The organism is Halomonas sp. XH26, assembly GCF_024138895.1.
In the GTDB taxonomy this organism is placed as follows: Bacteria; Pseudomonadota; Gammaproteobacteria; order Pseudomonadales; family Halomonadaceae; genus Vreelandella; species Vreelandella alkaliphila.
Window position 1 is genome coordinate 233,411 of sequence record NZ_CP071889.1, and the last position, 24,229, is coordinate 257,639.

General features: G+C 54.3%; 39 protein-coding genes and 1 riboswitch. Of the genes, 33 read left to right on the forward strand and 6 right to left on the reverse strand.

Annotation, left to right across the window (positions count from 1 at the left end; genetic code table 11):
- Positions 1–9: 9 nt before the first annotated feature.
- The 32 genes from tuf (at position 10) to yegQ (ending at position 19,299) form a co-directional block, all read left to right on the forward strand.
- Positions 10–1,203: an elongation factor Tu gene (gene tuf, locus J4377_RS01045; RefSeq protein WP_206048526.1), complete on the forward strand. Its 1,194-nt coding sequence runs from the start codon at positions 10–12 to the stop codon at positions 1,201–1,203.
- Between the two features lie 161 nt (positions 1,204–1,364).
- On the forward strand, positions 1,365–1,676 hold the full coding sequence (gene rpsJ, locus J4377_RS01050; protein ID WP_009098983.1) for a 30S ribosomal protein S10: 312 nt from the start codon (positions 1,365–1,367) through the stop codon (positions 1,674–1,676).
- Positions 1,677–1,826: 150 nt separating this feature from the next.
- Positions 1,827–2,465, forward strand: coding sequence for a 50S ribosomal protein L3 (rplC, locus tag J4377_RS01055; protein WP_009723904.1), 639 nt, complete (start codon positions 1,827–1,829; stop codon positions 2,463–2,465).
- Between the two features lie 15 nt (positions 2,466–2,480).
- A complete protein-coding gene (gene rplD, locus J4377_RS01060) occupies positions 2,481–3,086 on the forward strand; it encodes a 50S ribosomal protein L4 (RefSeq protein ID WP_253486407.1) in 606 nt (201 codons plus the stop codon).
- On the forward strand, positions 3,083–3,379 hold the full coding sequence (gene rplW / locus J4377_RS01065; RefSeq protein ID WP_009723902.1) for a 50S ribosomal protein L23: 297 nt from the start codon (positions 3,083–3,085) through the stop codon (positions 3,377–3,379). Before rplD ends, rplW begins: the two co-directional genes overlap by 4 nt.
- Before the next feature lie 17 nt (positions 3,380–3,396).
- Positions 3,397–4,227, forward strand: a complete 831-nt coding sequence (rplB, locus tag J4377_RS01070) for a 50S ribosomal protein L2 (RefSeq protein ID WP_009723901.1) — start codon at positions 3,397–3,399, stop codon at positions 4,225–4,227.
- A gap of 33 nt (positions 4,228–4,260) precedes the next feature.
- Positions 4,261–4,536 carry a 30S ribosomal protein S19 gene (gene rpsS, locus J4377_RS01075; RefSeq protein ID WP_009098993.1) on the forward strand — a complete coding sequence of 92 codons (276 nt, stop codon included), beginning with the start codon at positions 4,261–4,263 and terminating at the stop codon, positions 4,534–4,536.
- Positions 4,537–4,554: 18 nt separating this feature from the next.
- Positions 4,555–4,887, forward strand: a complete 333-nt coding sequence (rplV, locus tag J4377_RS01080; protein WP_038480386.1) for a 50S ribosomal protein L22 — start codon at positions 4,555–4,557, stop codon at positions 4,885–4,887.
- 11 nt (positions 4,888–4,898) lie between these two features.
- On the forward strand, positions 4,899–5,603 hold the full coding sequence (rpsC, locus tag J4377_RS01085) for a 30S ribosomal protein S3 (protein WP_038480389.1): 705 nt from the start codon (positions 4,899–4,901) through the stop codon (positions 5,601–5,603).
- A 15-nt stretch (positions 5,604–5,618) separates the two neighbouring features.
- Entirely contained in the window at positions 5,619–6,032 is a 414-nt protein-coding gene (gene rplP, locus J4377_RS01090; protein ID WP_007112000.1) for a 50S ribosomal protein L16, read from the forward strand.
- Positions 6,032–6,223, forward strand: a complete 192-nt coding sequence (rpmC, locus tag J4377_RS01095; protein WP_009723898.1) for a 50S ribosomal protein L29 — start codon at positions 6,032–6,034, stop codon at positions 6,221–6,223. Before rplP ends, rpmC begins: the two co-directional genes overlap by 1 nt.
- Position 6,224: 1 nt before the next feature.
- Positions 6,225–6,485 carry a 30S ribosomal protein S17 gene (gene rpsQ, locus J4377_RS01100; protein ID WP_009723897.1) on the forward strand — a complete coding sequence of 87 codons (261 nt, stop codon included), beginning with the start codon at positions 6,225–6,227 and terminating at the stop codon, positions 6,483–6,485.
- 50 nt (positions 6,486–6,535) lie between these two features.
- Positions 6,536–6,907, forward strand: a complete 372-nt coding sequence (gene rplN / locus J4377_RS01105) for a 50S ribosomal protein L14 (RefSeq protein ID WP_009723896.1) — start codon at positions 6,536–6,538, stop codon at positions 6,905–6,907.
- Positions 6,908–6,921: 14 nt separating this feature from the next.
- Positions 6,922–7,236: a 50S ribosomal protein L24 gene (gene rplX / locus J4377_RS01110; protein WP_009723895.1), complete on the forward strand. Its 315-nt coding sequence runs from the start codon at positions 6,922–6,924 to the stop codon at positions 7,234–7,236.
- Positions 7,237–7,254: 18 nt separating this feature from the next.
- On the forward strand, positions 7,255–7,794 hold the full coding sequence (gene rplE / locus J4377_RS01115; RefSeq protein WP_009723894.1) for a 50S ribosomal protein L5: 540 nt from the start codon (positions 7,255–7,257) through the stop codon (positions 7,792–7,794).
- Positions 7,795–7,804: 10 nt separating this feature from the next.
- Positions 7,805–8,110, forward strand: a complete 306-nt coding sequence (rpsN, locus tag J4377_RS01120; protein WP_009723893.1) for a 30S ribosomal protein S14 — start codon at positions 7,805–7,807, stop codon at positions 8,108–8,110.
- A 32-nt stretch (positions 8,111–8,142) separates the two neighbouring features.
- Positions 8,143–8,535: a 30S ribosomal protein S8 gene (rpsH, locus tag J4377_RS01125; RefSeq protein WP_009723892.1), complete on the forward strand. Its 393-nt coding sequence runs from the start codon at positions 8,143–8,145 to the stop codon at positions 8,533–8,535.
- A gap of 9 nt (positions 8,536–8,544) precedes the next feature.
- Complete coding sequence (gene rplF, locus J4377_RS01130) at positions 8,545–9,075, forward strand: 50S ribosomal protein L6 (protein WP_038480399.1); 531 nt, start codon at positions 8,545–8,547, stop codon at positions 9,073–9,075.
- Positions 9,076–9,084: 9 nt separating this feature from the next.
- Entirely contained in the window at positions 9,085–9,435 is a 351-nt protein-coding gene (gene rplR / locus J4377_RS01135; RefSeq protein WP_009723890.1) for a 50S ribosomal protein L18, read from the forward strand.
- 11 nt (positions 9,436–9,446) lie between these two features.
- Complete coding sequence (gene rpsE, locus J4377_RS01140) at positions 9,447–9,947, forward strand: 30S ribosomal protein S5 (protein ID WP_009723889.1); 501 nt, start codon at positions 9,447–9,449, stop codon at positions 9,945–9,947.
- A gap of 6 nt (positions 9,948–9,953) precedes the next feature.
- A complete protein-coding gene (rpmD, locus tag J4377_RS01145) occupies positions 9,954–10,136 on the forward strand; it encodes a 50S ribosomal protein L30 (RefSeq protein ID WP_009723888.1) in 183 nt (60 codons plus the stop codon).
- A gap of 3 nt (positions 10,137–10,139) precedes the next feature.
- Positions 10,140–10,574, forward strand: coding sequence for a 50S ribosomal protein L15 (gene rplO, locus J4377_RS01150; protein WP_038480402.1), 435 nt, complete (start codon positions 10,140–10,142; stop codon positions 10,572–10,574).
- Entirely contained in the window at positions 10,575–11,906 is a 1,332-nt protein-coding gene (secY, locus tag J4377_RS01155) for a preprotein translocase subunit SecY (protein ID WP_038480406.1), read from the forward strand.
- Between the two features lie 28 nt (positions 11,907–11,934).
- Positions 11,935–12,048, forward strand: a complete 114-nt coding sequence (gene rpmJ, locus J4377_RS01160; protein WP_009099023.1) for a 50S ribosomal protein L36 — start codon at positions 11,935–11,937, stop codon at positions 12,046–12,048.
- Positions 12,049–12,171: 123 nt separating this feature from the next.
- Complete coding sequence (gene rpsM, locus J4377_RS01165) at positions 12,172–12,528, forward strand: 30S ribosomal protein S13 (RefSeq protein ID WP_009723884.1); 357 nt, start codon at positions 12,172–12,174, stop codon at positions 12,526–12,528.
- 52 nt (positions 12,529–12,580) lie between these two features.
- Positions 12,581–12,967, forward strand: a complete 387-nt coding sequence (gene rpsK, locus J4377_RS01170; RefSeq protein WP_009723883.1) for a 30S ribosomal protein S11 — start codon at positions 12,581–12,583, stop codon at positions 12,965–12,967.
- 12 nt (positions 12,968–12,979) lie between these two features.
- Entirely contained in the window at positions 12,980–13,600 is a 621-nt protein-coding gene (gene rpsD / locus J4377_RS01175) for a 30S ribosomal protein S4 (protein ID WP_009723882.1), read from the forward strand.
- Between the two features lie 125 nt (positions 13,601–13,725).
- Positions 13,726–14,721, forward strand: a complete 996-nt coding sequence (rpoA, locus tag J4377_RS01180) for a DNA-directed RNA polymerase subunit alpha (protein ID WP_009723881.1) — start codon at positions 13,726–13,728, stop codon at positions 14,719–14,721.
- A gap of 39 nt (positions 14,722–14,760) precedes the next feature.
- On the forward strand, positions 14,761–15,147 hold the full coding sequence (gene rplQ / locus J4377_RS01185; protein ID WP_009723880.1) for a 50S ribosomal protein L17: 387 nt from the start codon (positions 14,761–14,763) through the stop codon (positions 15,145–15,147).
- 206 nt (positions 15,148–15,353) lie between these two features.
- Positions 15,354–16,778: a serine hydrolase gene (locus J4377_RS01190; protein WP_253486408.1), complete on the forward strand. Its 1,425-nt coding sequence runs from the start codon at positions 15,354–15,356 to the stop codon at positions 16,776–16,778.
- A gap of 103 nt (positions 16,779–16,881) precedes the next feature.
- On the forward strand, positions 16,882–17,757 hold the full coding sequence (locus J4377_RS01195) for a DMT family transporter (protein ID WP_253486409.1): 876 nt from the start codon (positions 16,882–16,884) through the stop codon (positions 17,755–17,757).
- Between the two features lie 171 nt (positions 17,758–17,928).
- Positions 17,929–19,299, forward strand: coding sequence for a tRNA 5-hydroxyuridine modification protein YegQ (yegQ, locus tag J4377_RS01200; protein ID WP_253486410.1), 1,371 nt, complete (start codon positions 17,929–17,931; stop codon positions 19,297–19,299).
- Here the strand turns inward: yegQ and J4377_RS01205 are convergent.
- The 6 genes from J4377_RS01205 to J4377_RS01230 form a co-directional block, all read right to left on the reverse strand.
- Positions 19,292–20,029 (reverse strand): class III extradiol ring-cleavage dioxygenase, encoded by a 738-nt coding sequence (locus tag J4377_RS01205; RefSeq protein WP_253486411.1) that lies wholly within the window; start codon positions 20,027–20,029, stop codon positions 19,292–19,294. The two genes, yegQ and J4377_RS01205, sit on opposite strands and share 8 nt — an antisense overlap.
- 71 nt (positions 20,030–20,100) lie before the next feature.
- Positions 20,101–20,508, reverse strand: coding sequence for a DoxX family protein (locus J4377_RS01210; RefSeq protein WP_095604374.1), 408 nt, complete (start codon positions 20,506–20,508; stop codon positions 20,101–20,103).
- Between the two features lie 91 nt (positions 20,509–20,599).
- Positions 20,600–21,520, reverse strand: coding sequence for a LysR family transcriptional regulator (locus J4377_RS01215; protein WP_038480425.1), 921 nt, complete (start codon positions 21,518–21,520; stop codon positions 20,600–20,602).
- A complete protein-coding gene (thiE, locus tag J4377_RS01220; protein WP_038480426.1) occupies positions 21,517–22,131 on the reverse strand; it encodes a thiamine phosphate synthase in 615 nt (204 codons plus the stop codon). The genes J4377_RS01215 and thiE overlap by 4 nt, the downstream gene beginning before the upstream one ends.
- On the reverse strand, positions 22,121–22,930 hold the full coding sequence (gene thiM, locus J4377_RS01225) for a hydroxyethylthiazole kinase (protein ID WP_038480428.1): 810 nt from the start codon (positions 22,928–22,930) through the stop codon (positions 22,121–22,123). Before thiM ends, thiE begins: the two co-directional genes overlap by 11 nt.
- Positions 22,931–22,954: 24 nt before the next feature.
- Positions 22,955–23,050, reverse strand: a riboswitch (TPP riboswitch).
- A gap of 55 nt (positions 23,051–23,105) precedes the next feature.
- The gene (locus tag J4377_RS01230; protein ID WP_253486412.1) at positions 23,106–23,450 is read right to left on the reverse strand and encodes a hypothetical protein; all 345 of its coding nucleotides are present in this window, start codon (positions 23,448–23,450) and stop codon (positions 23,106–23,108) included.
- Between the two features lie 244 nt (positions 23,451–23,694).
- Here J4377_RS01230 and gloA point away from each other — a divergent pair, with 244 nt between their 5' ends.
- Positions 23,695–24,228 (forward strand): lactoylglutathione lyase, encoded by a 534-nt coding sequence (gloA, locus tag J4377_RS01235; protein ID WP_231658160.1) that lies wholly within the window; start codon positions 23,695–23,697, stop codon positions 24,226–24,228.
- Position 24,229: the final 1 nt, after the last annotated feature.

Below are 24,229 nucleotides of genomic sequence, written 5' to 3' on the forward strand. Positions count from 1 at the left end.
GTTATAGCAGTGGCTAAGGAAAAATTTGAACGTTCCAAACCGCACGTCAACGTCGGCACCATCGGTCACGTCGACCACGGTAAAACGACCCTGACAGCGGCCCTAACCCGTGTGTCTGCTGAGGTTTTCGGCGGCGACTGGCGTGAGTTTGATACCATCGATAACGCTCCTGAAGAGCGCGAGCGCGGTATCACCATCGCTACGTCTCACGTTGAATATCAGTCTGAAGAGCGCCACTACGCGCACGTTGACTGCCCAGGACACGCTGACTACGTCAAGAACATGATCACCGGTGCTGCGCAGATGGATGGCGCAATCCTGGTATGTTCTGCTGCTGACGGCCCGATGCCGCAGACGCGTGAGCACATCCTGCTGTCTCGTCAGGTTGGCGTTCCGTTCATCGTTGTGTTCCTGAACAAAGCGGACATGGTTGATGACGAAGAGCTGCTTGAGCTGGTTGAGATGGAAGTTCGTGAACTCCTCGACGAGTACGACTTCCCGGGTGACGACACGCCGATCATCACTGGTTCTGCGCTGATGGCTCTGAACGGTGAAGATGAGAACGGCATGGGTACTACTGCTGTTGCGAATCTGATCAAAGCTCTGGATGAGTACATTCCTGAGCCGGAGCGTGCTATCGACCAGCCGTTCCTGATGCCGATCGAAGACGTGTTCTCTATCTCTGGCCGCGGTACTGTTGTTACCGGTCGTGTAGAGCGCGGTATCGTTAAAGCAGGCGAAGAAGTGGAAATCGTGGGTATCCGCGACACCACTAAAACCATCGTTACCGGTGTTGAAATGTTCCGTAAGCTGCTCGACGAAGGTCGTGCAGGTGAGAACGTTGGCGCCCTGCTGCGTGGTACTAAGCGTGATGACGTCGAGCGCGGCCAAGTTCTGGCTAAGCCGGGCACCATCAACCCGCACACTACCTTCGAAGCAGAAGTTTACGTACTGTCCAAAGAAGAAGGTGGTCGTCACACGCCTTTCTTCAAAGGCTACCGTCCCCAGTTCTACTTCCGTACCACTGACGTAACAGGTACCTGTGAACTGCCGGAAGGTGTTGAAATGGTAATGCCGGGCGACAACGTTAAGATGGTTGTTACCCTGATTGCTCCAATCGCTATGGACGAAGGTCTGCGCTTCGCAATTCGTGAAGGCGGTCGTACCGTTGGTGCTGGCGTTGTTGCAAAAATCGTCAAGTAAGCTTGCTTGATTGATTGATCAAGGGGGGCTCTTGCGAGCCCCCTTTTCTGCGCACCAATAGCAAATGTTTGACATGGGCTTTTGGCGTGCCTATAATGCGCATCCTTTGAATGCGTGGGTAGACGGCTCGCGCCGTCGACATCCATTGGAGTTTAGGGCAAATGCAGAACCAAAAGATTCGCATTCGGTTGAAAGCGTTCGACCATCGCCTGATTGATCAGTCCACAGCGGAAATCGTTGAAACCGCTAAGCGTACTGGTGCTCAGGTTCGTGGTCCGATCCCGCTGCCGACCAACCGCGAGCGTTACACCATCCTGATTTCACCGCACGTTAACAAAGATGCGCGTGACCAGTATGAGATTCGTACGCACAAGCGTGTGCTCGATATTGTTGAGCCAACCGAGAAAACTGTTGATGCGCTGATGAAGCTCGATCTCGCCGCTGGCGTAGACGTGCAAATCAAGCTCGACTAATTACACTAGACACTTGCGGCCCAGCGCTCATTAATTTTTAGAATGAGCAGCAGCCGCCGCGCCGTGAGGCGCCACACAATGTGCTAGTGGAATGCTCTGGAAAGGGCAGCCATAGCGGGTGATAGCCCCGTACACTATAGGAGACTGAGTATGACTATCGGTTTAGTCGGTAAAAAGGCCGGGATGACCCGTGTCTTTACCGAAGATGGCGCTTCCGTGCCCGTGACCGTTATTGAAGTTGATCCTAACCGTGTAACGCGCGTTAAGACTCTTGAGTCTGACGGTTACGCAGCGGTTCAGGTCACCACAGGTTCTCGTAAAGCCAAGCACCTCACCAAAGCGCAAGCTGGTCAGTTTGCCAAGGCGGGTGTTGAGGCTGGTCGTTCACTGATGGAATTCCGTCTTGCAGAAGGCGAAGAATCTCCGGAAGTGGGTGGCGAACTCACCGTATCCCTCTTCGAAGCTGGTCAAATGATTGATGTGACCGGCACCTCTAAGGGTAAAGGCTTCCAGGGTGCTGTTAAGCGCTGGAATTTCCGTACCCAAGACAACACGCATGGTAACTCCCTGTCGCACCGCGCGCCGGGTTCTATCGGCATGTGTCAGACTCCGGGTCGCGTATTTAAAGGCAAGAAAATGGCCGGTCAAATGGGTAATGCCCGTTGCACCGTGCAGAGCCTTGAGATCGTCCGTGTCGACGCCGAGCGTAACCTGCTGCTGATCAAAGGTGCTGTTCCGGGCGCGACCGGTAGCGATGTTATCGTTCGCAGCGCCGTGAAAGCTCGCTGAAGGGGATAATTACCAATGAATCTGAATCTTGCTGCAGGCACGGGTACCGTTGAAGTAGCCGATGCCACTTTTGGCAAAGAATTCAACGAAGCGCTGGTTCACCAGGTGGTAACCGCCTATTTGGCTGGTGGCCGTCAAGGTACCCGCGCTCAAAAGAACCGTTCCGACGTACGTGGTGGTGGTAAGAAGCCGTGGCGTCAGAAGGGTACCGGTCGTGCACGTGCCGGTACTATCCGCTCTCCGCTATGGCGCAGCGGCGGTGTGACTTTCGCGGCGCGTTCTCAGGACCATAGCCAGAAAGTAAACCGCAAAATGTACCGTGCGGCGATGCGTTCCATCCTGTCTGAGCTAGTACGTCAAGAGCGTCTTGTCGCTGTTGAAGAGTTCAGCGTTGAAGCGCCGAAGACCAAGCAGGTAGCTGCCAAGCTGAAAGAGCTCAACCTTGAGAAAGTGTTGATCGTCACCGAAGAAATTGACGAGAAGCTCTATCTGGCCGCACGCAACCTTCCCCACGTTGACGTGGTGGATGTCGCTGCAGCTGATCCGGTGAGCCTAGTAGCCTTTGATAAGGTTCTGGTCACCGTCTCCGCCCTGCGTAAATTCGAGGAGAAGCTGGCATGAACCAGGAGCGCGTATTTAAGGTTCTGCTTGGACCGCACGTGACCGAAAAGGCCGCGATGGCAGCCGAGCGCAACCAGTACGTTTTCAAGGTGGCATCTGATGCTACCAAACCCGAGATCAAGAAAGCCGTTGAAGCACTATTCGGCAAGAAGGTCGGCAGCGTTCAAGTATTGAACGTGAAGGGGAAAACTAAGCGTACTGCTCACGGCGTTGGCCTGCGTAAGGGTTACCGCAAAGCGTATGTGACCCTGGCTGCGGGTGAAACGCTCGAAGACTTCTCTGGCGCCGAATAAGGGCAGGAGTACGGATAATGGCAATCGTCAAGACCAAACCCACATCCGCCGGTCGTCGCCACGTCGTTAAGATCGTTGGTGAGGAACTGTACAAAGGCCGTGCTTATGCACCGCTTTTGGAGAAACAGTCCAAGTCCGGTGGCCGTAACAACTACGGTCGCATCACCACCCGCCACGTGGGCGGTGGTCACCGTCAGCACTACCGGTTGATTGACTTCAAACGCACCAAGGATGGCATTCCAGCCACCGTTGAGCGTCTTGAGCACGATCCGAACCGTAGTGCGCATATTGCACTACTGAAATATGCAGATGGTGAGCGTCGTTACATCATTGCACCGAAAGGTGTCAGCGCGGGTGACGTGCTGGAATCTGGTGTAAACGCGCCCATCAAAAAAGGCAATGCTTTGCCGCTGCGCAATATTCCGCTTGGTTCTACCGTTCACGGTATCGAACTGAAGCCGGGTAAAGGCGCGCAGATTGCTCGCAGTGCCGGTACTAGCGCTCAGCTGGTTGCTCGTGAAGGTAACTACGCCACCTTACGTCTTCGCTCTGGCGAAATGCGTAAAGTGTTGGCTGAGTGCCGCGCAACTCTGGGCGAAGTGAGCAACTCCGAGCACAGCCTGCGTCAACTTGGCAAGGCCGGTGCGAAGCGCTGGAGAGGCGTGCGTCCGACTGTTCGCGGTGTCGCGATGAACCCGGTGGATCACCCGCACGGTGGTGGTGAAGGCCGCACCAGTGGTGGTCGTCACCCGGTATCCCCATGGGGTGTGCCGACTAAGGGTCACAAGACGCGTAAGAACAAGCGCACCGACAAGCTGATTATCCGTCGTCGTAACAAGACGCGTTAATCGAAATTGCCAAGAACTTAAGAGGTAACGGCTGTGCCACGTTCACTAAAGAAAGGTCCCTTCATTGACCTTCATCTTTTGAAGAAGGTAGAGGCTGCAGTGGAGAAGAACGATCGCAAACCAATCAAGACTTGGTCGCGTCGTTCGATGATCCTGCCCAACATGGTAGGTCTGACTATTGCGGTCCATAACGGACGCCAGCATGTCCCGGTGCACGTCTCCGAGGAAATGGTGGGTCATAAACTTGGCGAATTCGCTGCTACTCGCACATATCGCGGGCATGCTGCGGACAAGAAAGCCAAACGGTAAGCCAGAGAGGATTAAGAGATGGAAGTCACAGCTAAGCTGAGTGGCGCTGCTTTATCCGCACAGAAGGCCCGTTTGGTGGCTGACCAGGTGCGCGGTAAACCGGTCGCCGAAGCTATTGACCTGCTGACCTTCTCACCGAAGAAGGCTGCCAAACTGGTCAAGAAAGTGCTTCAGTCCGCCATCGCGAATGCGGAAGAAAATAACGGCATGGACATCGACGAGCTGCGTGTCTCGACCATCTGTGTCGATGAGGGCGTGACGCTCAAGCGTATCAAGCCGCGCGCCAAAGGCCGTGCGGATCGTATCTTGAAGCGCACCTGCCACATCACCGTCAAGGTAGCCGAGAAGTAGGAGTCGACCAGATGGGTCAGAAAGTCAATCCAACAGGCATTCGACTGGGCATCGTCAAAGACCATGCTTCTGTCTGGTATGCCGAGCGCGGCGCTTATGCCGATAAGCTCAATAACGATCTCGAAGTGCGCAGCTTCCTGGATCAGCGTTTAAAGAACGCTTCCGTAAGCCGCATTCACATCGAGCGTCCGGCTAACAATGCCCGCATCACCATTCATACTGCCCGTCCGGGTATCGTGATTGGCAAAAAAGGTGAAGATGTCGACCGTTTGCGTCGCGATCTAACCGAGATGATGGGTGTTCCGGTTCATGTGAACATCGAAGAAGTTCGCAAGCCGGAGCTGGATGCCAAGCTAGTCGCTGCTAACGTAGCGGGTCAGCTTGAGCGTCGCGTAATGTTCCGTCGTGCTATGAAGCGCGCGGTACAGAACGCAATGCGTCTTGGCGCTGGCGGCATTAAGATTCAGCTGTCAGGTCGTCTGGGTGGTGCCGAAATCGCACGTACCGAATGGTACCGCGAAGGTCGCGTTCCGTTGCACACGTTGCGTGCGGATATCGACTACGCCACTTACGAAGCTCACACCACCTACGGCGTCATCGGCGTCAAAGTGTGGATCTTCAAGGGTGAAATCCTCGGTGGTATTGAGGAAGTACGTGCCAAGGCTAAGCAACAGCAGCCTGCCGGCAACGCGCCCAAGAAGAAAGGTTCCAGGTAAGGGGAGAGCGAGTCGATGTTACAGCCCAAGCGTATGAAATTCCGTAAGATGATGAAAGGCCGCAACCGTGGCCTGGCGCATCGCGGAAGCAAAATCAGCTTCGGGGAGTACGGTCTCAAAGCAACGGGTCGTGGCCGCATCACTGCGCGCCAGATCGAAGCAGGCCGTCGTGCGATCACACGTCACGTTAAACGTGGCGGTAAAATTTGGATCCGCGTCTTCCCTGATAAGCCGATCTCTAAGAAGCCGCTCGAAGTTCGTATGGGTAAAGGTAAAGGTTCCGTTGAGTACTGGGTAGCCCAGATCCAACCGGGTCGGGTCCTGTACGAAATTGAAGGTGTATCCGAAGAGTTGGCCCGTGAAGCATTTGAATTGGCCGCACAGAAGATGCCCTTGTCCACCACCTTTGCTAAACGGACGGTGATGTGATGAAAGCCCAGGAAATTCGTGAAAAGTCCGTAGGAGAGCTGCAAGAGCAACTCCTCGAGCTACTCCGCGAGCAGTTTAACCTGCGCATGCAGAAGGCCACTGGCCAACTGAGCCAGACTCATCTGCTCAAGCAGGTCCGCCGGGATATCGCCCGTGTGAAGACTATGCTCAACGAGAAGGCAGGTGAATAAGATGGCCGAAGAGAAAAAAACACGTACGCTCACCGGCAAGGTGGTGAGCGATAAGATGGATAAATCCATCGTCGTTATGATCGAGCGTCGTGAGCGTCACCCGATCTACGGAAAATACGTCAAGCGCTCCACCAAGCTGCACGCCCATGATGAGGCGAACCAGGCTAAGGCAGGCGATACGGTTTCCATTCAGGAGTGCCGTCCGCTTTCCAAGAAGAAAGCTTGGACGCTGGTCGAGGTGGTTGAGCAGGCTAAGGGTTAATACCTAAAGTCTGCCGATCAGTGCAGTCAGATTAGGTTTGGAGAAAACCGATGATTCAGACTCAGACAATGCTGGATGTCGCTGACAACAGCGGAGCGCGCCGGGTGCAATGCATCAAGGTGTTAGGCGGTTCACACCGTCGCTACGCTCGCGTTGGTGACGTCATTAAGGTAACGGTGAAGGAAGCGATTCCGCGCGGTAAGGTCAAAAAAGGCCAAGTGCTGAAAGCGGTAGTCGTTCGCACCCGTAGTGGCGTCCGTCGTAGTGACGGTTCGCTGATCCGTTTCGATGGAAATGCGGCGGTTTTGTTGAATAATACCAACGAACAGCCGATCGGCACGCGTATCTTCGGGCCGGTAACTCGTGAACTTCGTAATGAGAAGTTCATGAAGATCATTTCCCTAGCGCCTGAAGTGCTGTAAGGAGCGAGGCGGATATGCAAAAGATCAAACGTGACGATGAAGTCATCGTCATCGCCGGGAAGGATAAAGGCAAACGTGGCACTGTTAAGCGGGTACTAGAAAACCGCTTCGTGGTGTCCGGTGTGAATATGATTAAACGTCACACCAAGCCTAATCCCATGGCGGGAAATCAGGGCGGTATCGTCGAGCGTGAGGCTCCGATTCACGCGTCCAACGTAGCCATCTTCAATTCGGAGACCGGTAAGGCGGATCGCGTCGGCTTCCAAGTTAAGGAAGACGGTACCAAGGTACGTATCTACAAGTCGACGCAGACGCAGATCGACGCCTAACGCGAGTCGGGTAGCAAAATGGCGAACTTGAAAGAACGTTATCAAAACGAGGTCGTGGCTCAGCTCAAAGAGCAGTTCAGCTACGCCAACGTAATGCAGGTACCCCGGATCACGAAAGTGACTCTGAACATGGGTATCGGCGAAGCGGTCAGCGATAAAAAGTTGATCGACAATGCCATCGGCGACCTGGAGAAACTCTCCGGTCAAAAACCGTTGGTGACCAAGGCACGCAAGTCCATCGCGGGCTTCAAGGTGCGCGAAGGTTGGCCGATCGGTGTCAAAGTAACACTGCGCTCAGCGCGTATGTGGGACTTCCTGGACCGTTTGGTGAACATTGCGATTCCCCGCGTGCGTGACTTCCGTGGTCTCAATCCGAAGTCTTTTGACGGTCGCGGCAATTACTCAATGGGTGTGCGTGAGCAGATCATCTTCCCGGAGATCGAGTATGATAAGATCGATCGCATCCGGGGGCTGGACGTCACTATCACTACTACCGCCAACACCGACGAGGAAGGTCGTGCGCTACTAGCGGCACTGAACTTCCCGTTTAAGAAATAAGGGTTGGATCATGGCTAAGAAAAGTATGATAGAGCGCGAGCTCAAGCGTACTCAGCTAGTCGAGAAGTATGCGGCTAAGCGCGCAGAGCTCAAGAAAATCATCTCGGACGTGAACGCTTCTGAAGAAGAACGTTTCGAGGCGACGCTGAAGCTGCAGCAACTGCCGCGCGACTCAAGCCCGGTGCGTCAGCGTAACCGCTGCCGCGTGACTGGCCGTCCGCACGGTTTTTACAACAAGTTCGGCCTTGGCCGTAACAAGCTGCGTGAAGCCGCCATGCGTGGCGACGTCCCTGGCCTGAAAAAGTCCAGCTGGTAACGTCACGTCGAATCATCAGGAGCGCACATTAAATGAGCATGCAAGACACTCTAGCGGATATGTTTACCCGTATCCGCAATGCGCAGATGGCCACCAAGGAGACGGCTACCATGCCGTCCTCCAAGCTGAAAGTGGAAGTGGCCCGCGTGTTAAAGGAAGAAGGCTACATTACCGACTTTACGGTGGCTGAAGGCGTTAAACCCGAGCTGACCGTTACTCTCAAATATTTTGAGGGTAAGCCGGTTATTGAGCACATTCAACGGGTTTCCAAGCCGTCTCTGCGCCAGTACAAGGGCAAAGACAACCTGCCTAAGGTCGCCGATGGTCTGGGTATCGCGATTGTCACCACCTCTAATGGTGTCATGACCGATCGTGCCGCGCGCCAAGCAGGCGTCGGTGGCGAAGTCATCTGCACCGTATTCTAGGAGGCTGGAATGTCCCGCATAGCGAAATATCCGGTTAAAGTGCCTGCTGGTGTCGAGATTAAAATCGACGCTGGCCAGCTGACCGCCAAAGGCGGCCAGGGCACGCTATCTATGCCCATTCACCAGGACGTGGTGATTGGTCAAGAAGATGGCCAGCTGACCTTCGCCCCGAGTGAGTCTGCCAAGAGCTGGGCAATGGCCGGTACTACCCGCGCCTTGGTTCAGAACCTGGTAACGGGCGTATCCGAGGGTTTCACAAAAACTCTCGAAATTGTAGGCGTCGGTTATCGTGCCCAAGCTAAGGGCCAGACGCTCAATCTTTCACTGGGCTTCTCGCACCCGGTCGACTATGAACTGCCTAAGGGTGTCTCAGCGGAAACGCCGAAGAACACCGTGATCGTGCTGAAAAGCGCGGACAAGCAGATGCTCGGCCAGTGCGCCGCGGAAATCCGCGCCTTCCGTCCCCCTGAGCCGTATAAAGGCAAGGGTGTTCGGTACGCCGACGAGCAGGTGCGTCGCAAAGAAGCCAAGAAGAAGTAAGGCAGGGTTATGAACGCGAAGAAAGAATCTCGTCTCCGTCGTGCCCGCCGCGCTCGCGCAAAGATCCGCGAGCTGGGCGTGTATCGCCTGTGCGTCAACCGTACCCCGCGTCACATCTATGCGCAGATTATCTCGCCGGATGGTGGCAAAGTGCTAGCCAGTGCTTCTACGCTGGACAAAGCACTGCGCGAGGGTGCGACTGGCAACGCAGAAGCCGCCTCTAAGGTTGGCGCTCTGATTGCTGAACGCGCTAAAGAAGCAGGCATCACCCAGGTGGCCTTCGATCGTGCTGGCTTTAAGTATCACGGTCGCGTTAAGGCTCTGGCCGACGCCGCACGTGAAGGCGGCCTGGAATTCTAAAGGGTTTTACGATGGCGAAGAACGAACAGCAAAGCGGTGATCTGCAAGAGAAGTTAGTGCAGGTCAACCGCGTCGCCAAGGTGGTCAAAGGTGGTCGTATTTTCGGCTTCACCGCGCTGACCGTCGTTGGTGATGGTAAAGGTCGTGTCGGTTTTGGTCGTGGCAAGGCGCGTGAAGTGCCTGTTGCGATCCAGAAAGCGATGGATCAAGCTCGTCGCAACATGGTCAAGGTTAACCTTGCAGGCCATACGCTTCAGTACCCGATAAAAGCCCGTCACGGTGCTTCTAAGGTGTACATGCAGCCGGCTTCTGAAGGTACCGGTATCATCGCTGGCGGCGCCATGCGCTCTGTACTAGAGCTCGCTGGTGTCCATGATGTACTGGCCAAGTGCTACGGTTCCACCAACCCGGTTAACGTGGTGCGAGCGACTGTTAAAGGTCTCTCCTCCATGCAAGCACCGGAAGACATTGCCGCTAAGCGCGGTCTGTCTGTCGAAGCGATCACGGGGTAAGGCACCATGGCAGCAACGATCAAGGTTACCCAGATCCGCAGCACCATCGGCGTTTTGCCCAAGCACAAGGCTACTATGAAGGGCCTGGGTCTGCGTCGCATCGGTCATACGGTTGAGCTGGAAGACACCCCTGCCGTACGCGGCATGATCCACAAGGTTAACTACCTTGTGCGCGTTGAGGGAGAGTAATCCATGAAACTCAATACCCTGAGCCCGGCACCGGGCTCCAAACACGCTGAAAAGCGCGTTGGTCGTGGTATCGGCTCCGGTCTTGGTAAGACCGGTGGCCGTGGCCACAAAGGTCAGAAATCTCGCAGTGGCGGCAGCGTCAAGCCTGGTTTCGAAGGCGGTCAGATGCCATTGCAGCGTCGTTTGCCGAAGTTCGGCTTTACGTCTGCTAAGTCATTGGTATCTGAAGAAGTACGTCTGGCTGAACTTGCTAAGGTTGCCGGTGACGAAGTCACTATGGAAACTCTGAAGCAAGCCAACGTGCTAAAGGATGCGACGCTTCATGCGAAGATCATCCTTTCTGGCGAACTGAAAAAGGCGGTTACCGTTCGTGGTATCAAGGTCACCAAAGGTGCCCGTGAAGCGATCGAAGCCGCCGGCGGCAAGGTAGAGGACTAAATGGCCAAGTCAGGAAATATGCCGGCGATGGGCAGCGGTCTGAGTGAACTGTGGGCGCGTTTGCGCTTCGTGCTCCTCGCCATCGTGGTGTACCGTATTGGTGCCCACATTCCCGTTCCCGGTATCAATCCTGACCAGCTTGCTGCCTTGTTTAGGGAGCAACAGGGCACCATTCTAGGCATGTTTAACATGTTCTCGGGTGGCGCCCTGGAGCGCATGAGCGTCCTCGCCCTGGGCATAATGCCCTACATTTCGGCGTCGATTATCATGCAGCTCATGACTGCGGTCTCCCCTCATCTTGAACAGCTCAAGAAAGAGGGTGAGGCTGGCCGCCGCAAGATTAGCCAGTACACGCGCTACGGCACGGTGATACTGGCTTTCGTCCAGGCTACCGGTATGTCCGTCGGTCTGGCTAGCCAAGGCATCGCATACAGCGCTGACTTCAGCTTCTTTTTCACCGCCGTGATTACATTTGTATCAGGCGCGGTGTTTATGATGTGGCTAGGTGAGCAGATCACCGAGAAGGGCATCGGCAACGGTATTTCGCTGTTGATCTTCGCGGGGATCGTCGCTGGGCTGCCCAGTGCCGTTGGGCAAGCGTTCGAGCTTGCTCGTAATGAAGGTGCCTGGAATGTTCTTCCGCTGTTAGCGCTGTCAGTGCTAGGTATTGCTACCGTTGCGTTTGTGGTGTTCATTGAGCGCGGTCAACGCCGCTTGAAAGTGAACTACCCCAGGCGCCAGGTCGGCAATAAGATGTATGCAGGCCAAAGCAGCTACCTGCCTTTGAAAGTGAATATGGCTGGTGTTATTCCAGCAATCTTCGCTTCCAGTATTTTACTCTTCCCGGCCTCTATTGGTCAGTGGGTGGGTGCTGGCGAAGGAATGGAGTGGTTACAGCGTGCATCACAAGCGTTAGGCCCCGGCCAACCGCTTTACATCTTGCTTTTCGCGGCGGCAGTGGTATTCTTCTGCTTCTTTTACACAGCGCTGGTCTTCAACCCCAAGGATGTGGCTGACAATCTTAAAAAGTCAGGCGCCTTCCTGCCGGGCATTCGCCCCGGCGAGCAGACCGCTCGCTATATCGATAAAGTAATGACTCGTCTTACTTTGTTCGGTGCCTTGTATATCACTGCGGTTTCCTTGATGCCCCAGTTCTTGATCGTTGCGTGGAACGTGCCGTTTTTCTTCGGCGGAACTTCGCTTCTGATCGTGGTTGTGGTCATCATGGACTTCATGGCCCAGGTGCAGTCGCATCTCATGTCGCATCAATATGACTCGGTGATGAAGAAGTCCAACCTGAAAGGCTACGGTAGCGGCGGCATTATGCGCTGAGGCGCGCCGTTGCGATTTGGAGAGAACGATGAAAGTTCGAGCTTCCGTAAAGAAGATGTGCCGTAATTGTAAGATCATTCGACGCAATGGCGCTGTCCGCGTCATTTGTATCGAACCGCGGCACAAACAGCGCCAGGGTTAATACCTGGGTTGTTTTTAAGCGGGTGCCGGCATACCCCTTGCCATAAGGCTTATAAAGGGGTATGCTGTTGCGCCTTTTGTAGATGAATAAACGAGCAAGCCGCTCAAATTTCGGAGTAAGCTGATGGCCCGTATTGCAGGCGTCAATATCCCGGACAACAAGCATGCGGCGATCTCGCTGACCTATATCTTCGGGATTGGCCGTACCCGCGCTCAGCACGTTTGTGCTGCTGCCGGTATCGCGCCTACTACCAAGATCCAGGATCTATCTAGCGATGAGCTGGATACCCTGCGTTCTGAAGTTGGTAAGTACACCGTAGAAGGCGACCTTCGTCGTGATGTTACGCTTAACATTAAGCGTCTCATGGACTTAGGCTGCTACCGTGGTCTGCGTCATCGTCGTAGTCTTCCGCTGCGTGGTCAGCGGACTAAGACTAACGCGCGTACCCGTAAGGGCCCGCGTAAGCCGATCCGCAAATAACACGCAGGCTCTTTAATAGAGAGCTGACGTTAAGACAGGAATAGACATCAACATGGCTAACCCGCGTAGTAACCGTAAAAAGGTTAAAAAGCAGGTAGTGGACGCCGTAGCGCATATCCACGCCTCTTTTAACAACACGATCGTGACGATCACAGACCGCCAGGGCAACGCTCTTTCTTGGGCGACAGCCGGTGGTTCGGGTTTTCGTGGTTCTCGCAAGAGCACCCCGTTCGCTGCTCAAGTGGCAAGTGAGCGTGCAGCAACTGCTGCAGCCGAGTATGGTGTGAAAAACGTAGACGTGCTGGTCAAGGGCCCCGGTCCAGGCCGTGAATCCGCCGTGCGCGCTCTCAATGCCGCCGGCTTCCGCGTGCAAAGCATCACTGACGCGACGCCCATTCCTCATAATGGCTGCCGTCCGCCTAAGAAACGCCGCGTTTAAGGAGACAGATTCATGGCTCGTTATATTGGACCGAAGTGCAAACTGTCTCGTCGTGAAGGCACCGACCTCTTTTTAAAGAGCGGTGTTACTCCCTTCGAGAAAAAGTGTAAATCCGAGCAGATCCCGGGTGTACACGGCCAGCGTCGTCAGCGTCTTTCCGACTACGGCTTGCAGCTTCGTGAGAAGCAGAAAGTACGCCGTATGTATGGCGTACTCGAAAAGCAGTTCCGCAACTACTACAAAGAAGCCGCTCGCCTGAAAGGTGCGACTGGTGAAGTATTGTTGCAGTTGCTTGAATCCCGACTGGATAACGTCGTCTACCGCATGGGCTTTGGCTCGACTCGCTCTGAAGCGCGTCAGCTGGTCAGCCACAAGGCGATTTCCGTGAACGGCCGCACCGTTAACGTTGCTTCCTACCAAGTGAAGCCCGGTGACGTTGTTTCTGTTCGCGAAAAGGCGAAGAACCAAGCACGTATTCAACACTCGTTGACCATTGCGGCCAACCGTGGCGATATCGCTTGGATCGAAATCGACGCCAAGAAGATGGAAGGCACTTTCAAGGCTCTGCCTGAACGCGGTGACCTGACTGCCGACATCAACGAAAACCTGATCGTCGAGCTGTACTCCAAGTAAGCAGTTTGATTTACATTTCTGCTTCTTGAGACCTGGGCGGGGTAGCAAAGCTAACCGCCCAGACGCTCTTGAGTAGTGTGCTCTAGAGTACTCAGTATCCGTTTGGCAGCCTGAAAGGTGTTCATATGCAGCGTTCAGTGACAGAGTTTCTTCGTCCTCGTGACATCAAGGTCGAAGAAATCAGCGCACATCATGCCAAAATCGTTCTCGAACCGTTCGAGCGCGGCTTTGGTCACACCCTGGGGAATGCACTTCGTCGCATTCTGCTTTCGTCCATGCCCGGCGCTGCCGTGGTAGAGGCTGAAATTGCCGGTGTAGAGCACGAATACAGTGCGCTCGAAGGGGTGCAGGAAGATGTCATCGAAATCCTCCTGAACTTGAAAGATGTTGCGATCAAGATGCACAGCCGCGATGAGGCGGTGCTCTCGCTGAACAAGCAGGGCCCAGCTGTCGTCACCGCTGGCGACATTGCGCTTGATCATAGCGTCGAAATCGTCAACCCGGATCACGTCATTGCTCATGTCAATGAAGGTGCCGAGCTGAAAATTCAGCTTAAGGTAGCGCTGGGTCGTGGTTACGAACCGGCTGACGCTCGTGGCTCTGATGAAGAGACACGTGCAATTGGCCGCCTGCAGCTGGATGCCACCTTCAGCCCTGTTCGCCGTGTTTCCTATTCGGTTGAAGCCGCTCGTGTTGAGCAGCGCACCGACCTCGATAAGTTAATTATCGATCTGGAAACCGACGGTACACTGGATCCGGAAGAGGCTATCCGTCGCAGTGCGACCATTCTGCAAGAGCAGCTGGCCGCCTTCGTCGACCTGGAAGCTGATAAAGAGCAGGAAGTCGAAGAGGAAGAGGATCTTGTTGATCCTATCCTATTGCGCCCCGTAGACGATCTTGAGTTGACAGTTCGCAGCGCTAACTGCCTAAAAGCCGAGAATATTTACTACATTGGTGATCTTATCCAGCGCACTGAAGTTGAGCTGCTGAAGACACCGAATCTTGGTAAAAAGTCTTTGAATGAAATCAAAGACGTATTGGCAGCGCGCGGCTTGTCCCTCGGCATGCGGCTGGAAAATTGGCCACCCGCTAGCCTGAAGGACGACAAGGCCTCCGCGTGAGTGTCGACTCGAGTCCCAGTTTGGTAAGGAATTACAACCATGCGTCATCGTAAGAGTGGTCGTCATCTGAATCGTACCAGCTCGCATCGTCAGGCCATGTTCAAGAACATGTCTGTCTCGCTGGTCGAACATGAAGTCATCAAGACAACCCTGCCTAAGGCCAAGGAATTGCGTCGCGTTATCGAGCCGCTAATTACCCTAGCCAAGCAGGATAGCGTTGCAAACCGCCGTTTGGCATTTGCCCGCACGCGCTCCAAAGAAGCCGTCGGCAAACTGTTCAACGAGCTAGGTCCGCGTTATGCCGAGCGTCCGGGTGGTTACATCCGCATCCTCAAGTGCGGTTACCGCACAGGCGACAACGCGCCCATGGCGTTCGTTGAGCTGGTTGACCGTCCGGTTGTTGAAGAAGCAGCTGCAGAAGAGTAAGTCTCTGCGTTGTTGCTCAACAAAATGAAAGCCGACCCCTTAGGGTCGGTTTTTTTTTGGTCTATTCATTTCATTGCGTTTTCAACTTTTATACTGCTTTCTTAATTCACTTGAAGAGTTACCGTGCTAGTCTTAGATTTCTTAGTGTGGCAAGTAGATTAATGGTTGGTAGTGTTACATCACAGCAAAACAAGAAAGGGGCATGTATGGCAACAAGGGGAATATGCGCAACGATCGTCGCGCGCTGGTGGCTTCTGCTGTCGTTAATGGTATTGCTGTTAAGCACGATATCGAGTGCTCATGCAAATCCGCGTTATGCTGGGATTGTTGTGGATTTGGAAAACGGAGAGGTGCTGTACGCCGAGAATGCCGATGAGCGTCGCTACCCCGCATCGTTAACCAAAATGATGACGCTTTATCTTACATTTGAAGCATTGGAGAGTGGCCAGCTCAGTCTTAATCAGCCGCTTCCTGTGTCTGCTCAAGCTGCCGCCATGCCTGCTGTAAAACTGTGGCTTTCTGCAGGTAGTACCATTCCTGTTGATTCTGCTATTCGTGCGTTGGCAGTGCGCTCTGCTAATGATGTTGCCGTCGTGGTGGCTGAAGCATTAGGTGGTAGCGAGCAGCGTTTCGCTCAGCTGATGACCGCAAAAGCGCGCGAGCTAGGCATGAATGCCACCACGTTCCGTAATGCCTCGGGTCTACCTGATGATCAGCAGGTCACCACGGCACGGGATATGGTGACACTCTCTGTGCGCGTGATGCAGGACTTCCCACAGTACTACCACTACTTTGGGCTCCAGGAGTTCACCTATCGTGGTACCCGGCACACCAGCCATAACCGCTTAGTGAAAAACTACCCCGGTGCAGATGGCCTTAAAACCGGCTTCATTCGTGCATCTGGTTTCAATGTAGCGACAACGGCCGTCCACGGGGATCGCCGTATGGTGGGCGTTGTCATGGGTGGCTTTAGTGGGTCATCTCGTGATTCTCATATGGCCAACCTGTTAGACCGTAGCTTTGCTCGTGCAGCGCTGCGTGACCAGCAAACGTGGCTGGCCAATACCACTTTTTCTAGAGAGTTTATGGCTTTCTCTGGCTCTAACGCGCCTAGCCAACGCCCCATGTCGACACCGCCAGCCTCTAATCGCCCTGTCATGGCCAGTAATGTAACGATTTCGAATAATACAGCGGCTTCGAATAATTTGGCAGCGACAACCCTTTCTCCTTCACCAGCGTCTGCACCGGCTGTTGAAATTGAAGATCGTCTCGCGCGCTCAATGGAGGCACCGACAGAAGTTCCTGTCACCCGTAGACCAGACCCGGTGAACGCTTTTATTGAACGTGAGCGCGAATTGGCAGCTACGCCTCAACGGTCTGTTACTGCTGGTGATTGGGGTATCCAGGTAGGTGCTTTTAGCCAGGCAGCACGAGCAGAGCAGTTGGCACGTCAGGCAGCGCAGCGCCTGCCTCATGAAGTGGGGGGGCGGGTTGCTATCGATACTTTAGCTGGTCAAACGCCGGTATTCCGCGCCAGGGTTGTCGCCTTGGACGAAGCACGCGCCAGACGCGCTTGTAGAACGCTCCAGGCGCAGGGGATGGAGTGCATGGTGGTCAACGCAAGTTTGTAAAGCCACGTTAGATCCGCAGCCCCGTCAGTGACACATTGGCGGGGTTTTTTATTAGTTGTTAATCCCGGCTGATAAAATGTCCAAAGGGCAAAAGGAGAGCGTCGTGACAACGTCGTTAAAAGGTATCCTGTGCATGTGCTTAGGAGTTCTGTTCTTAGCGCTTGGTGATGCGGTATCGAAGTGGCTAGGCGAGGTCCATTCGCCGCTACAGATTATTTTCTTTCGTACGCTCGTGTCATTACCGCTCATTGCCCTGTTGGCGCATTTTGCAGGTGGATTGCGCAAGTTGCATACCAAGCGCCCCCGTGTACACCTTCTCAGAGGATTGATTTATACCGCCACGATGGTGTTCTTTGTCTGGGGGCTAACCCTGCTGCCACTCGCAGAGGCCACGGCAATCGCTTTTGTGGCACCCTTGTTTGTAACGCTGCTTTCAGTGCCGTTGCTTGGCGAGCGAATCGATCCACCCGTATTAATAGCGTCGTTAGTTGGCTTTGCTGGCGTGCTGATTGTGGTTCGCCCCGGCGGTGATGCGTTCCAGCTCGGCACGCTAACCCTCTTGGGAGCGGCTTTCTTTTATGCACTGATGATGATTACTGCGCGGCGCTACGGTGCTAGGGAGCACCTGTGGGCAATGGTGTTCTACATGACGTTAGTGCCCTTTATCGTCACTGCTCTGAGTTTGCCCTGGGTTTGGCAAACCCCAGAGCCCTGGCACTGGCTTGGCTTTTTGGTCTCGGGTGTTTTGGGTATTGGCGCGACCGCGTTTATTACCCTGGCATTCCGCTTTGCCCCTGCCGCGATTGCTGCTCCATTTGATTACACCGCAATGCTGTGGGCGGTGCTGCTTGGCTGGTGGTTCTGGGGAGAGCTGCCAGATCTGTGGGTATGGGTGGGCAGTGTGCTGATTATGGGCAGCGGATTAGCAATTGCTTACCATGACCGCCGTACGACGCTGAAACCCCGCCCAACGGCGTAAAACGCGGCTGTTATTCATCGTCATATGTGTCAAAAGAGGCTTGTGGTCGTTACTTTTTGATCTGGGTCAGCAAAGTAGATAGCTGAGCAAGACAGGCTGTTTGAGCTGGTTATAATCCGGCACTTTCATCACTGCGCACGTGCGCCATCGTCCTGATAACGGTGACTGTCTATGCAAGCTCCCGAATTACTCTCGCCTGCCGGTACCTTTAAAAATATGCGTTACGCGTTTGCTTATGGGGCAGATGCCGTTTATGCAGGTCAGCCGCGCTACTCTCTCCGGGTGCGTAACAACGATTTTAAAATCGATAATTTGCATCGTGGTATTGAGTACGCACATGCGCGAGGTAAGAAATTCTATGTTGCTTCCAACATTGCTCCGCACAACAGCAAGCTGACAACGTACCTACGGGATATGGAGCCTGTCATTGAGGCCGGACCCGATGCGTTGATCATGTCAGACCCGGGTCTGATTATGATGGTTCGCGATCGCTGGCCAGATCAAGAGATTCATCTGTCGGTGCAGTCCAATGTCGTCAATTGGGCCGCCGCTCAATTCTGGCAGCGCCAAGGTATTCGCCGCATTATTTTGTCGCGGGAACTATCCCTTGAAGAGATTGGCGAAATACGCGCAGAGTGCCCAGGCTTAGAGATCGAAACCTTCGTTCATGGTGCGCTATGTATTGCCTACTCAGGACGCTGTCTGCTGTCTGGCTATTTTAATCACCGCGACCCCAACCAAGGCACCTGCACGAATGCCTGTCGTTGGAAATATAACACCATAGCAGCCACTCAAGATGATACGGGTGACCTGTTGCCAGCTCAGCACGTCGCTGATACGGCGGTGGCCGACCAGGACGAGCTCTCAGCGCTGATCGAGGATGTCACTCGCCCTGGCAAGCTGATGCCCGTGTATGAAGATGAGCATGGCACCTACATTATGAATTCCAAGGATTTGCGTGCAGTACAGCACGTGGCGCGACTGACAGAAATGGGAGTAGCATCGCTTAAGATCGAAGGGCGGACAAAGTCTCATTACTACGTCGCACGGACCGCACAGGTTTACCGCCGCGCCATCGATGACGCCGTTGCTGGCCGCCCCTTTAATATGGGATTAATGGATGAGCTGGAGAACTTAGCGAACAGAGGGTATACCGAAGGCTTCTATCGTCGCCATGTTCACGATGAATTTCAAAGTTATCAGCAGGGTAGCTCCATCGGTGTGCACCAACAGTTTGTCGGTGAAGTGCTGGGCTACGATCCTGTTCGTGGCTGGTTAGACATCGAGGTCAAAAACCGCTTTGAAGTGGGGGACAGCATGGAGCTCATGTTGCCAAGTGGCAATCACCGCTTCGTGCTTGAACACATGGAGAACGTTCGCGGCGAAGCCCAGCGCGCTGCACCTGGCTCAGGGCACCGAGTTCGCCTCCCCGTGCCAGGTGTTAGCATTAGCCCGGAACAGAGTGAATTTGCGCTTTTAATGCGCGATCTTGATCCACCCCGAAAAGCTCAATTTGTATCGTTAGGCACTGCTATTAGCTAAACGCGTAGACATCCATCGCCAGTACGCCATGTTCCACGCTGTGGTGTAACTGAGTTCCATCTCCGCCTGCCCCCATGGCCACCAGTAAGGGCTGGAAGTGTTCTGGGGTCGGGTGGTTTTCCAGCGCTTTTGGAGCACGCTCCCAGTGAAGTAATGCCTGGCGATCATTGTCTTCAATGTGTTCGCTAACCCACTGGGCAAACTCATCTACCCAGGCGGGGGTGGGGCTGTCCTGGGGCAGGGTTTCATATAAGTTATGGGTTAGGCTGCCCGAGCCAATAATCAGAACCCCTTCTTTTCGCAATGCCGATAGGCGCTCGCCGAGCGTGACTAGCGCGTCATTTTCCCAACGCACAGGTAGCGACAGGGAAACGACCGGTACATTGGCCTCTGGAAACATCAGCGAAAGTGGTACCCAGGCGCCGTGATCAAGGCCGCGCTCAACGCGCTCAGCATCCAATAATACTGCAATTTGTTCCGCCAATTCAGGGTTGCCAGGGGCTGGATACTGGCACTCAAAAAGGGCTTGTGGAAACCCGCCAAAATCATGAATCGTTTCTGGTTGTGCGCTAGTACTGACCTTGAGCGTGAGGCTCTCCCAGTGGGCTGATACGACGACCACCGCGCGAGGGGAGAGGCGTTTTCCCAGCTCGCGTAGGAAAGCGTGGGCCGGCGTTTTATTCAGCGCCAACATGGGGGAACCATGGGAAATAAACAGGCTGGGTAGCATTTTAGTACCTCCGTTAGCCTATAGCGGGCTAATGATGCCCGCACAAGCCGAAGCCAATGCGGGCAGAGCGGTTAAGCGAATTTGCGGCTGACAACAGCGCTACCGCCACCTAGGCCTGCCTGTACCACCAGAGCAATCGTCCAGAAAATAGGGAATTCCCAGCCACCACCCGGGTTTGAGAACAGCCAGCCGTTACCCAGGTGTACCGAGGCTGCACCTAGCAGCACGGGTACTAGAGCAAGGCTTACCCAACGAGTATAGATGCCCAGTAAAAGTGCTAGGCCACCACCTACTTCGGCAGCAATGGTTAAGTAAGCAAGAACACCCGGTAAGCCCAGGGATTCAAAATAGCTGACAGTGCCTGGCAGGGTGAAGACAAACACCTTAAGCAAGCCGTGAGCTAAGGCCATTACGCCTAAACTGATACGTAGCAAGGCGGTGGCATGGAGGGTGAGTGGTGAAGTATTAGCAGTGGTCATAGCCGTCTCTCTTAGTCGCGAGCATCACGTTGGATGCGATAGTGCCACTTTACAGATGAAAGCCACTGAGATAATCCACTGTTAATGCACTTCACTGTTGCGATAAAGGCGACAATCCGAGCTCAATTTCCCATACTGGTGGGTCACCCCACGCCGCCGCTAATAACTCAATAAAGCGCTCTACTTTGGCAGGTAAATAGCGTCGGGCTGGATAAAGCGCATGGATGTCTAGCAACGCAGGCGGCAGATTCTGCAAAATCGGCACTAGGCGCCCGTTCGCAATGCTATCAGTCACTAAAAAGCTGGGCTGTTGCGCTATCCCTAAGCCTGCTTCAGCTGCATGCGTCAGCATATCGCCATTATTACTCTCTAGGGGGCCAGAAATACTAAGTAGTTGATGACCAATCCGCCAATCGCCACTGTTTTGGCCGCTTCGGTAGCGAAGGCAGCGGTGAGATGCCAAGTCTTCACTAGTCAGCGGCGTGCCATACTGGGCGAGGTAATCAGGTGATGCGCAAAACAGCATCCGGCACTGGGTGAGCCGTCGCGCCACTAAGCTAGAGTCGGGCAGGTTGCCAATACGAATGGCGACATCGTAGCCCTCTTCCAGCAAATCAACGCGGCGGTCGTTTAGATCCAAACGCACCTCAAGCCCAGGGTGCGTTTGCATAAACTGTGCAACCAGCGGTGAAAGATAGCGTGTGCCGAAGCTCATCGGGCCATTGATGCGCAACTGCCCGCTCACCGTACTGGTGCCACTGCCGATTTCTGCCGCTGCCTCGTCCAAAGCGATCAGAATGCTTTGCGCACGAACGAGATAGCGTTCTCCCGCTTCAGTGAGGTGCAGCCGCCGGGTGGTGCGCTGAATAAGCCGAGCACCCAATGCCTCTTCAAGCGCCATCACTTGGCGAGATACCCGCGTGCGAGAAAGGTCTAGCGCCTCGGCCGCGCGGGTATAGCTACCCAGCTCAGCGACCTTTACAAACGCCGCGATATGGTCGAGCTGGGTCATTGCGCGTGGAATGCCTGTGCAGCCAGGCGGGGGTCTGGCTGACCACAAATAGCAGAAATAACCGCAACACCGTTTGCCCCAGCGGCTTTCACTTGAGCCATGTGTTCAGCTTTTAGTCCGCCAATCGCGACACTGGGAAGTTGGCAAGCATTGGCAAGCCGTGCCAGCCCATCAAAGCCAATTGGCTGGGCGTGGTCTTGTTTACTGCCAGTTGCAAACACGGGCCCTAAACCGACGTAATTGAGCAATTCGACAGGTGCCTCCTGAAGTTGGGCTAGGGTGTTAATCGAAAGCCCGATAATGGCGTGTTGGCCAAGAGTGGCTCGCGCTGCTTGAACAGCTGTGTCGCTTTGCCCGACATGTAAGCCATCCGCTTGGCTGGCGAACGCCACGTTCAGGCGATCATTAATGATCAGAGGGACACCACTGCCAGCCAACATCGCTTTGAGACGTTTGGCCTGGGCGATCATGTGCTCGTCACTAGCGTGTTTATCGCGTAGCTGCACCATGGTAATGCCGCCCTGCACAGCAGCTTCAACGGTTTTTTCCAGACCCATGCCAGCGCACAGACCAGCATCGGTGACTAAATAGAGTGAAAGATCAAACGGCATGCACCGCCTCCCATTGAGCAAGAGTCGAAAGGTCGTCAGGGGATAATTGATACAGCGCATCCAATAGCGCCACCTGGAAACTGCCAGGGCCTTGAGCCTGCTCGCCTGCACGGCTTCCAGCGATGCTGAAACACGCCAAGGCGGCCAAGCTGGCCTCCAGCGGCTGCTCGCGGCTTGCGGCCACAAAGCTTGCCACCAGCGCACTCAATCCGCAGCCCAAGGTAGTCACGCGAGGCATGAGTGCGTGCCCACCTTTAAGCCGATAATGATCCGTGCCATCGGTGATGAAATCGCTCTCGCCAGTGACCGCCACCACGCAGCGATGTTGCTGTGCTAACGCAATGGCTGCGGTTGTAGCTTCTTGGGTGCTAGCAGTCGCATCGACTCCACGCCCTTGGCTGGCGAGTCCGTTAAGTGCCTGAATTTCTGAGGCGTTGCCACGAATAACGCTAGGCTGATAAGCCAGCAGCGTCTCGCAAACACGCAGGCGAAATGTGGTAGCACCAACAGCCACAGGGTCAAGCACCCACGGAATATGGTTTTCATGAGCAGTGCGCGCGGCGACTGCCATGGCGTCAGCCCAAGGGGAAGAGAGGGTGCCAATATTAATGGACAGCGCGCCAGAAATAGCCGTGAACTCCGCCACTTCTTCTTGAGCATGCAGCATGGCGGGGGAAGCACCTGTCGCCAATAGCAAGTTAGCGGTGCTATTCATCGCCACATAGTTGGTAATGCAATGTACCAGCGGTGTGGCAGCGCGCAGATCGCGGAGATAATCGCCGAGTGGGCGTGAAGGCATAATATCCTCCCGGCTGGGAGGTGATGCAGTTGCACCACGACTCCCTACGCCGGTGTTATCCGGTTCAGGTTCAAAGGGTGCTTCTCAGCCCGTTAAGCAAGGGCGCCCCTGTCGTGATGGTACTATCCTTGGCTTAGATCAATCTGTAAAGCCTGGGCAGCGCTATGAGCAAATATCAACGAAACGAGATGCGTGTTCCGTAGGTGAGCATCTCATCAGGCGTTATCGCCTTACCCTCAACACCAATCATTTCATCGCCACACTGGTCGGCAAACGTAAGCACGCCATGAGTGAGGCCCAGCTGTCCAAGGGTGTCGCGAATCTCACCGGTGCCCAAAAACGTGCTGACATGCCCCTCAGCACTGGTTAAATCAGAAACACCGTTCGCGTGATGGAAGCGAACCTTATAGATACCATCCATTGATTCAACTTCCACAATCGGTGAAAAGCCATTGTGTATGGCATGGGCTAACTGCTTTAACGTTATGTGGTCACCGAGGGGCATATCAATCGCGGTCATGGAAAACTCCTGTGGGCGCCTCAAAGGTGGGGCATCGCTCATGTTGCGGGAACTGCTTTTTGTAAAGTTTATGAATAATAAGTGTAGGGGTTTTGTTTAGTATTGCCAGTGTGCTTAATGTGACACTGCGTTAGTGAATCCTACATGCTTGTAAGGGCTGGTATTATGGCTCTAAAGCCCCCATGGTAAGCGGTAAGTGAGGCTCAATGGATTCAATGATCAGCATTAGCGACAGGAGAGCAAAATGAGTTTTCAAGGCGAACAACATTCCGGAGTCGCGCCCGTAGCGCCGCAAACCCAAGGGTTTCGCTTAAATCACACCATGCTGCGGGTGAAGGATCCCGAACGTGCGCTAGCGTTCTACTCTAAGGTTTTTGGAATGCAGGTGCTACGCCGATTGGATTTCGAAGAGATGCAGTTTTCGCTCTACTTCCTAGCCAATCTCGAAAGCAGCGATAACGTGCCAGAAGATACTCAAGCACGCACTGCCTGGACCTTCAGTCAGAAAGGCTTGCTGGAGTTGACGCATAATTGGGGCACAGAAGATCAGCAGGACTTTGCCTATCATGACGGTAACGCTGAGCCTCAAGGGTTTGGTCATATCTGCTTTAGTGTGCCTGACTTAGAAGCTGCTCAAGCATGGTTTGATGAGCATGAGGTGACGTTCATCAAGCGCGCGGACCAGGGCAAGATGAAAGACGTTATCTTTGTCAAAGATGCAGATGGCTACTGGATCGAAGTGATTCAGGCAGACCGCATGGCAGCCATGGGCGACTAAT

What these genes read in the sequence shown, in the direction of transcription:
- rpsJ (WP_009098983.1), top strand. Translation starts at nt 1,365, where the DNA reads ATGCAGAACCAAAAGATTCGCATTCGGTTGAAAGCGTTCGACCATCGC.
- rplC (WP_009723904.1), top strand. Translation starts at nt 1,827, where the DNA reads ATGACTATCGGTTTAGTCGGTAAAAAGGCCGGGATGACCCGTGTCTTT.
- rplD (WP_253486407.1), top strand. Translation starts at nt 2,481, where the DNA reads ATGAATCTGAATCTTGCTGCAGGCACGGGTACCGTTGAAGTAGCCGAT.
- rplW (WP_009723902.1), top strand. Translation starts at nt 3,083, where the DNA reads ATGAACCAGGAGCGCGTATTTAAGGTTCTGCTTGGACCGCACGTGACC.
- rplB (WP_009723901.1), top strand. Translation starts at nt 3,397, where the DNA reads ATGGCAATCGTCAAGACCAAACCCACATCCGCCGGTCGTCGCCACGTC.
- rplV (WP_038480386.1), top strand. Translation starts at nt 4,555, where the DNA reads ATGGAAGTCACAGCTAAGCTGAGTGGCGCTGCTTTATCCGCACAGAAG.
- rpsC (WP_038480389.1), top strand. Translation starts at nt 4,899, where the DNA reads ATGGGTCAGAAAGTCAATCCAACAGGCATTCGACTGGGCATCGTCAAA.
- rplP (WP_007112000.1), top strand. Translation starts at nt 5,619, where the DNA reads ATGTTACAGCCCAAGCGTATGAAATTCCGTAAGATGATGAAAGGCCGC.
- rpmC (WP_009723898.1), top strand. Translation starts at nt 6,032, where the DNA reads ATGAAAGCCCAGGAAATTCGTGAAAAGTCCGTAGGAGAGCTGCAAGAG.
- rpsQ (WP_009723897.1), top strand. Translation starts at nt 6,225, where the DNA reads ATGGCCGAAGAGAAAAAAACACGTACGCTCACCGGCAAGGTGGTGAGC.
- rplN (WP_009723896.1), top strand. Translation starts at nt 6,536, where the DNA reads ATGATTCAGACTCAGACAATGCTGGATGTCGCTGACAACAGCGGAGCG.
- rplX (WP_009723895.1), top strand. Translation starts at nt 6,922, where the DNA reads ATGCAAAAGATCAAACGTGACGATGAAGTCATCGTCATCGCCGGGAAG.
- rplE (WP_009723894.1), top strand. Translation starts at nt 7,255, where the DNA reads ATGGCGAACTTGAAAGAACGTTATCAAAACGAGGTCGTGGCTCAGCTC.
- rpsN (WP_009723893.1), top strand. Translation starts at nt 7,805, where the DNA reads ATGGCTAAGAAAAGTATGATAGAGCGCGAGCTCAAGCGTACTCAGCTA.
- rpsH (WP_009723892.1), top strand. Translation starts at nt 8,143, where the DNA reads ATGAGCATGCAAGACACTCTAGCGGATATGTTTACCCGTATCCGCAAT.
- rplF (WP_038480399.1), top strand. Translation starts at nt 8,545, where the DNA reads ATGTCCCGCATAGCGAAATATCCGGTTAAAGTGCCTGCTGGTGTCGAG.
- rplR (WP_009723890.1), top strand. Translation starts at nt 9,085, where the DNA reads ATGAACGCGAAGAAAGAATCTCGTCTCCGTCGTGCCCGCCGCGCTCGC.
- rpsE (WP_009723889.1), top strand. Translation starts at nt 9,447, where the DNA reads ATGGCGAAGAACGAACAGCAAAGCGGTGATCTGCAAGAGAAGTTAGTG.
- rpmD (WP_009723888.1), top strand. Translation starts at nt 9,954, where the DNA reads ATGGCAGCAACGATCAAGGTTACCCAGATCCGCAGCACCATCGGCGTT.
- rplO (WP_038480402.1), top strand. Translation starts at nt 10,140, where the DNA reads ATGAAACTCAATACCCTGAGCCCGGCACCGGGCTCCAAACACGCTGAA.
- secY (WP_038480406.1), top strand. Translation starts at nt 10,575, where the DNA reads ATGGCCAAGTCAGGAAATATGCCGGCGATGGGCAGCGGTCTGAGTGAA.
- rpmJ (WP_009099023.1), top strand. Translation starts at nt 11,935, where the DNA reads ATGAAAGTTCGAGCTTCCGTAAAGAAGATGTGCCGTAATTGTAAGATC.
- rpsM (WP_009723884.1), top strand. Translation starts at nt 12,172, where the DNA reads ATGGCCCGTATTGCAGGCGTCAATATCCCGGACAACAAGCATGCGGCG.
- rpsK (WP_009723883.1), top strand. Translation starts at nt 12,581, where the DNA reads ATGGCTAACCCGCGTAGTAACCGTAAAAAGGTTAAAAAGCAGGTAGTG.
- rpsD (WP_009723882.1), top strand. Translation starts at nt 12,980, where the DNA reads ATGGCTCGTTATATTGGACCGAAGTGCAAACTGTCTCGTCGTGAAGGC.
- rpoA (WP_009723881.1), top strand. Translation starts at nt 13,726, where the DNA reads ATGCAGCGTTCAGTGACAGAGTTTCTTCGTCCTCGTGACATCAAGGTC.
- rplQ (WP_009723880.1), top strand. Translation starts at nt 14,761, where the DNA reads ATGCGTCATCGTAAGAGTGGTCGTCATCTGAATCGTACCAGCTCGCAT.
- J4377_RS01190 (WP_253486408.1), top strand. Translation starts at nt 15,354, where the DNA reads ATGGCAACAAGGGGAATATGCGCAACGATCGTCGCGCGCTGGTGGCTT.
- yegQ (WP_253486410.1), top strand. Translation starts at nt 17,929, where the DNA reads ATGCAAGCTCCCGAATTACTCTCGCCTGCCGGTACCTTTAAAAATATG.
- J4377_RS01205 (WP_253486411.1), bottom strand. Translation starts at nt 20,029, where the DNA reads ATGCTACCCAGCCTGTTTATTTCCCATGGTTCCCCCATGTTGGCGCTG.
- J4377_RS01210 (WP_095604374.1), bottom strand. Translation starts at nt 20,508, where the DNA reads ATGACCACTGCTAATACTTCACCACTCACCCTCCATGCCACCGCCTTG.
- J4377_RS01215 (WP_038480425.1), bottom strand. Translation starts at nt 21,520, where the DNA reads ATGACCCAGCTCGACCATATCGCGGCGTTTGTAAAGGTCGCTGAGCTG.
- thiE (WP_038480426.1), bottom strand. Translation starts at nt 22,131, where the DNA reads ATGCCGTTTGATCTTTCACTCTATTTAGTCACCGATGCTGGTCTGTGC.
- thiM (WP_038480428.1), bottom strand. Translation starts at nt 22,930, where the DNA reads ATGCCTTCACGCCCACTCGGCGATTATCTCCGCGATCTGCGCGCTGCC.
- J4377_RS01230 (WP_253486412.1), bottom strand. Translation starts at nt 23,450, where the DNA reads ATGACCGCGATTGATATGCCCCTCGGTGACCACATAACGTTAAAGCAG.
- gloA (WP_231658160.1), top strand. Translation starts at nt 23,695, where the DNA reads ATGAGTTTTCAAGGCGAACAACATTCCGGAGTCGCGCCCGTAGCGCCG.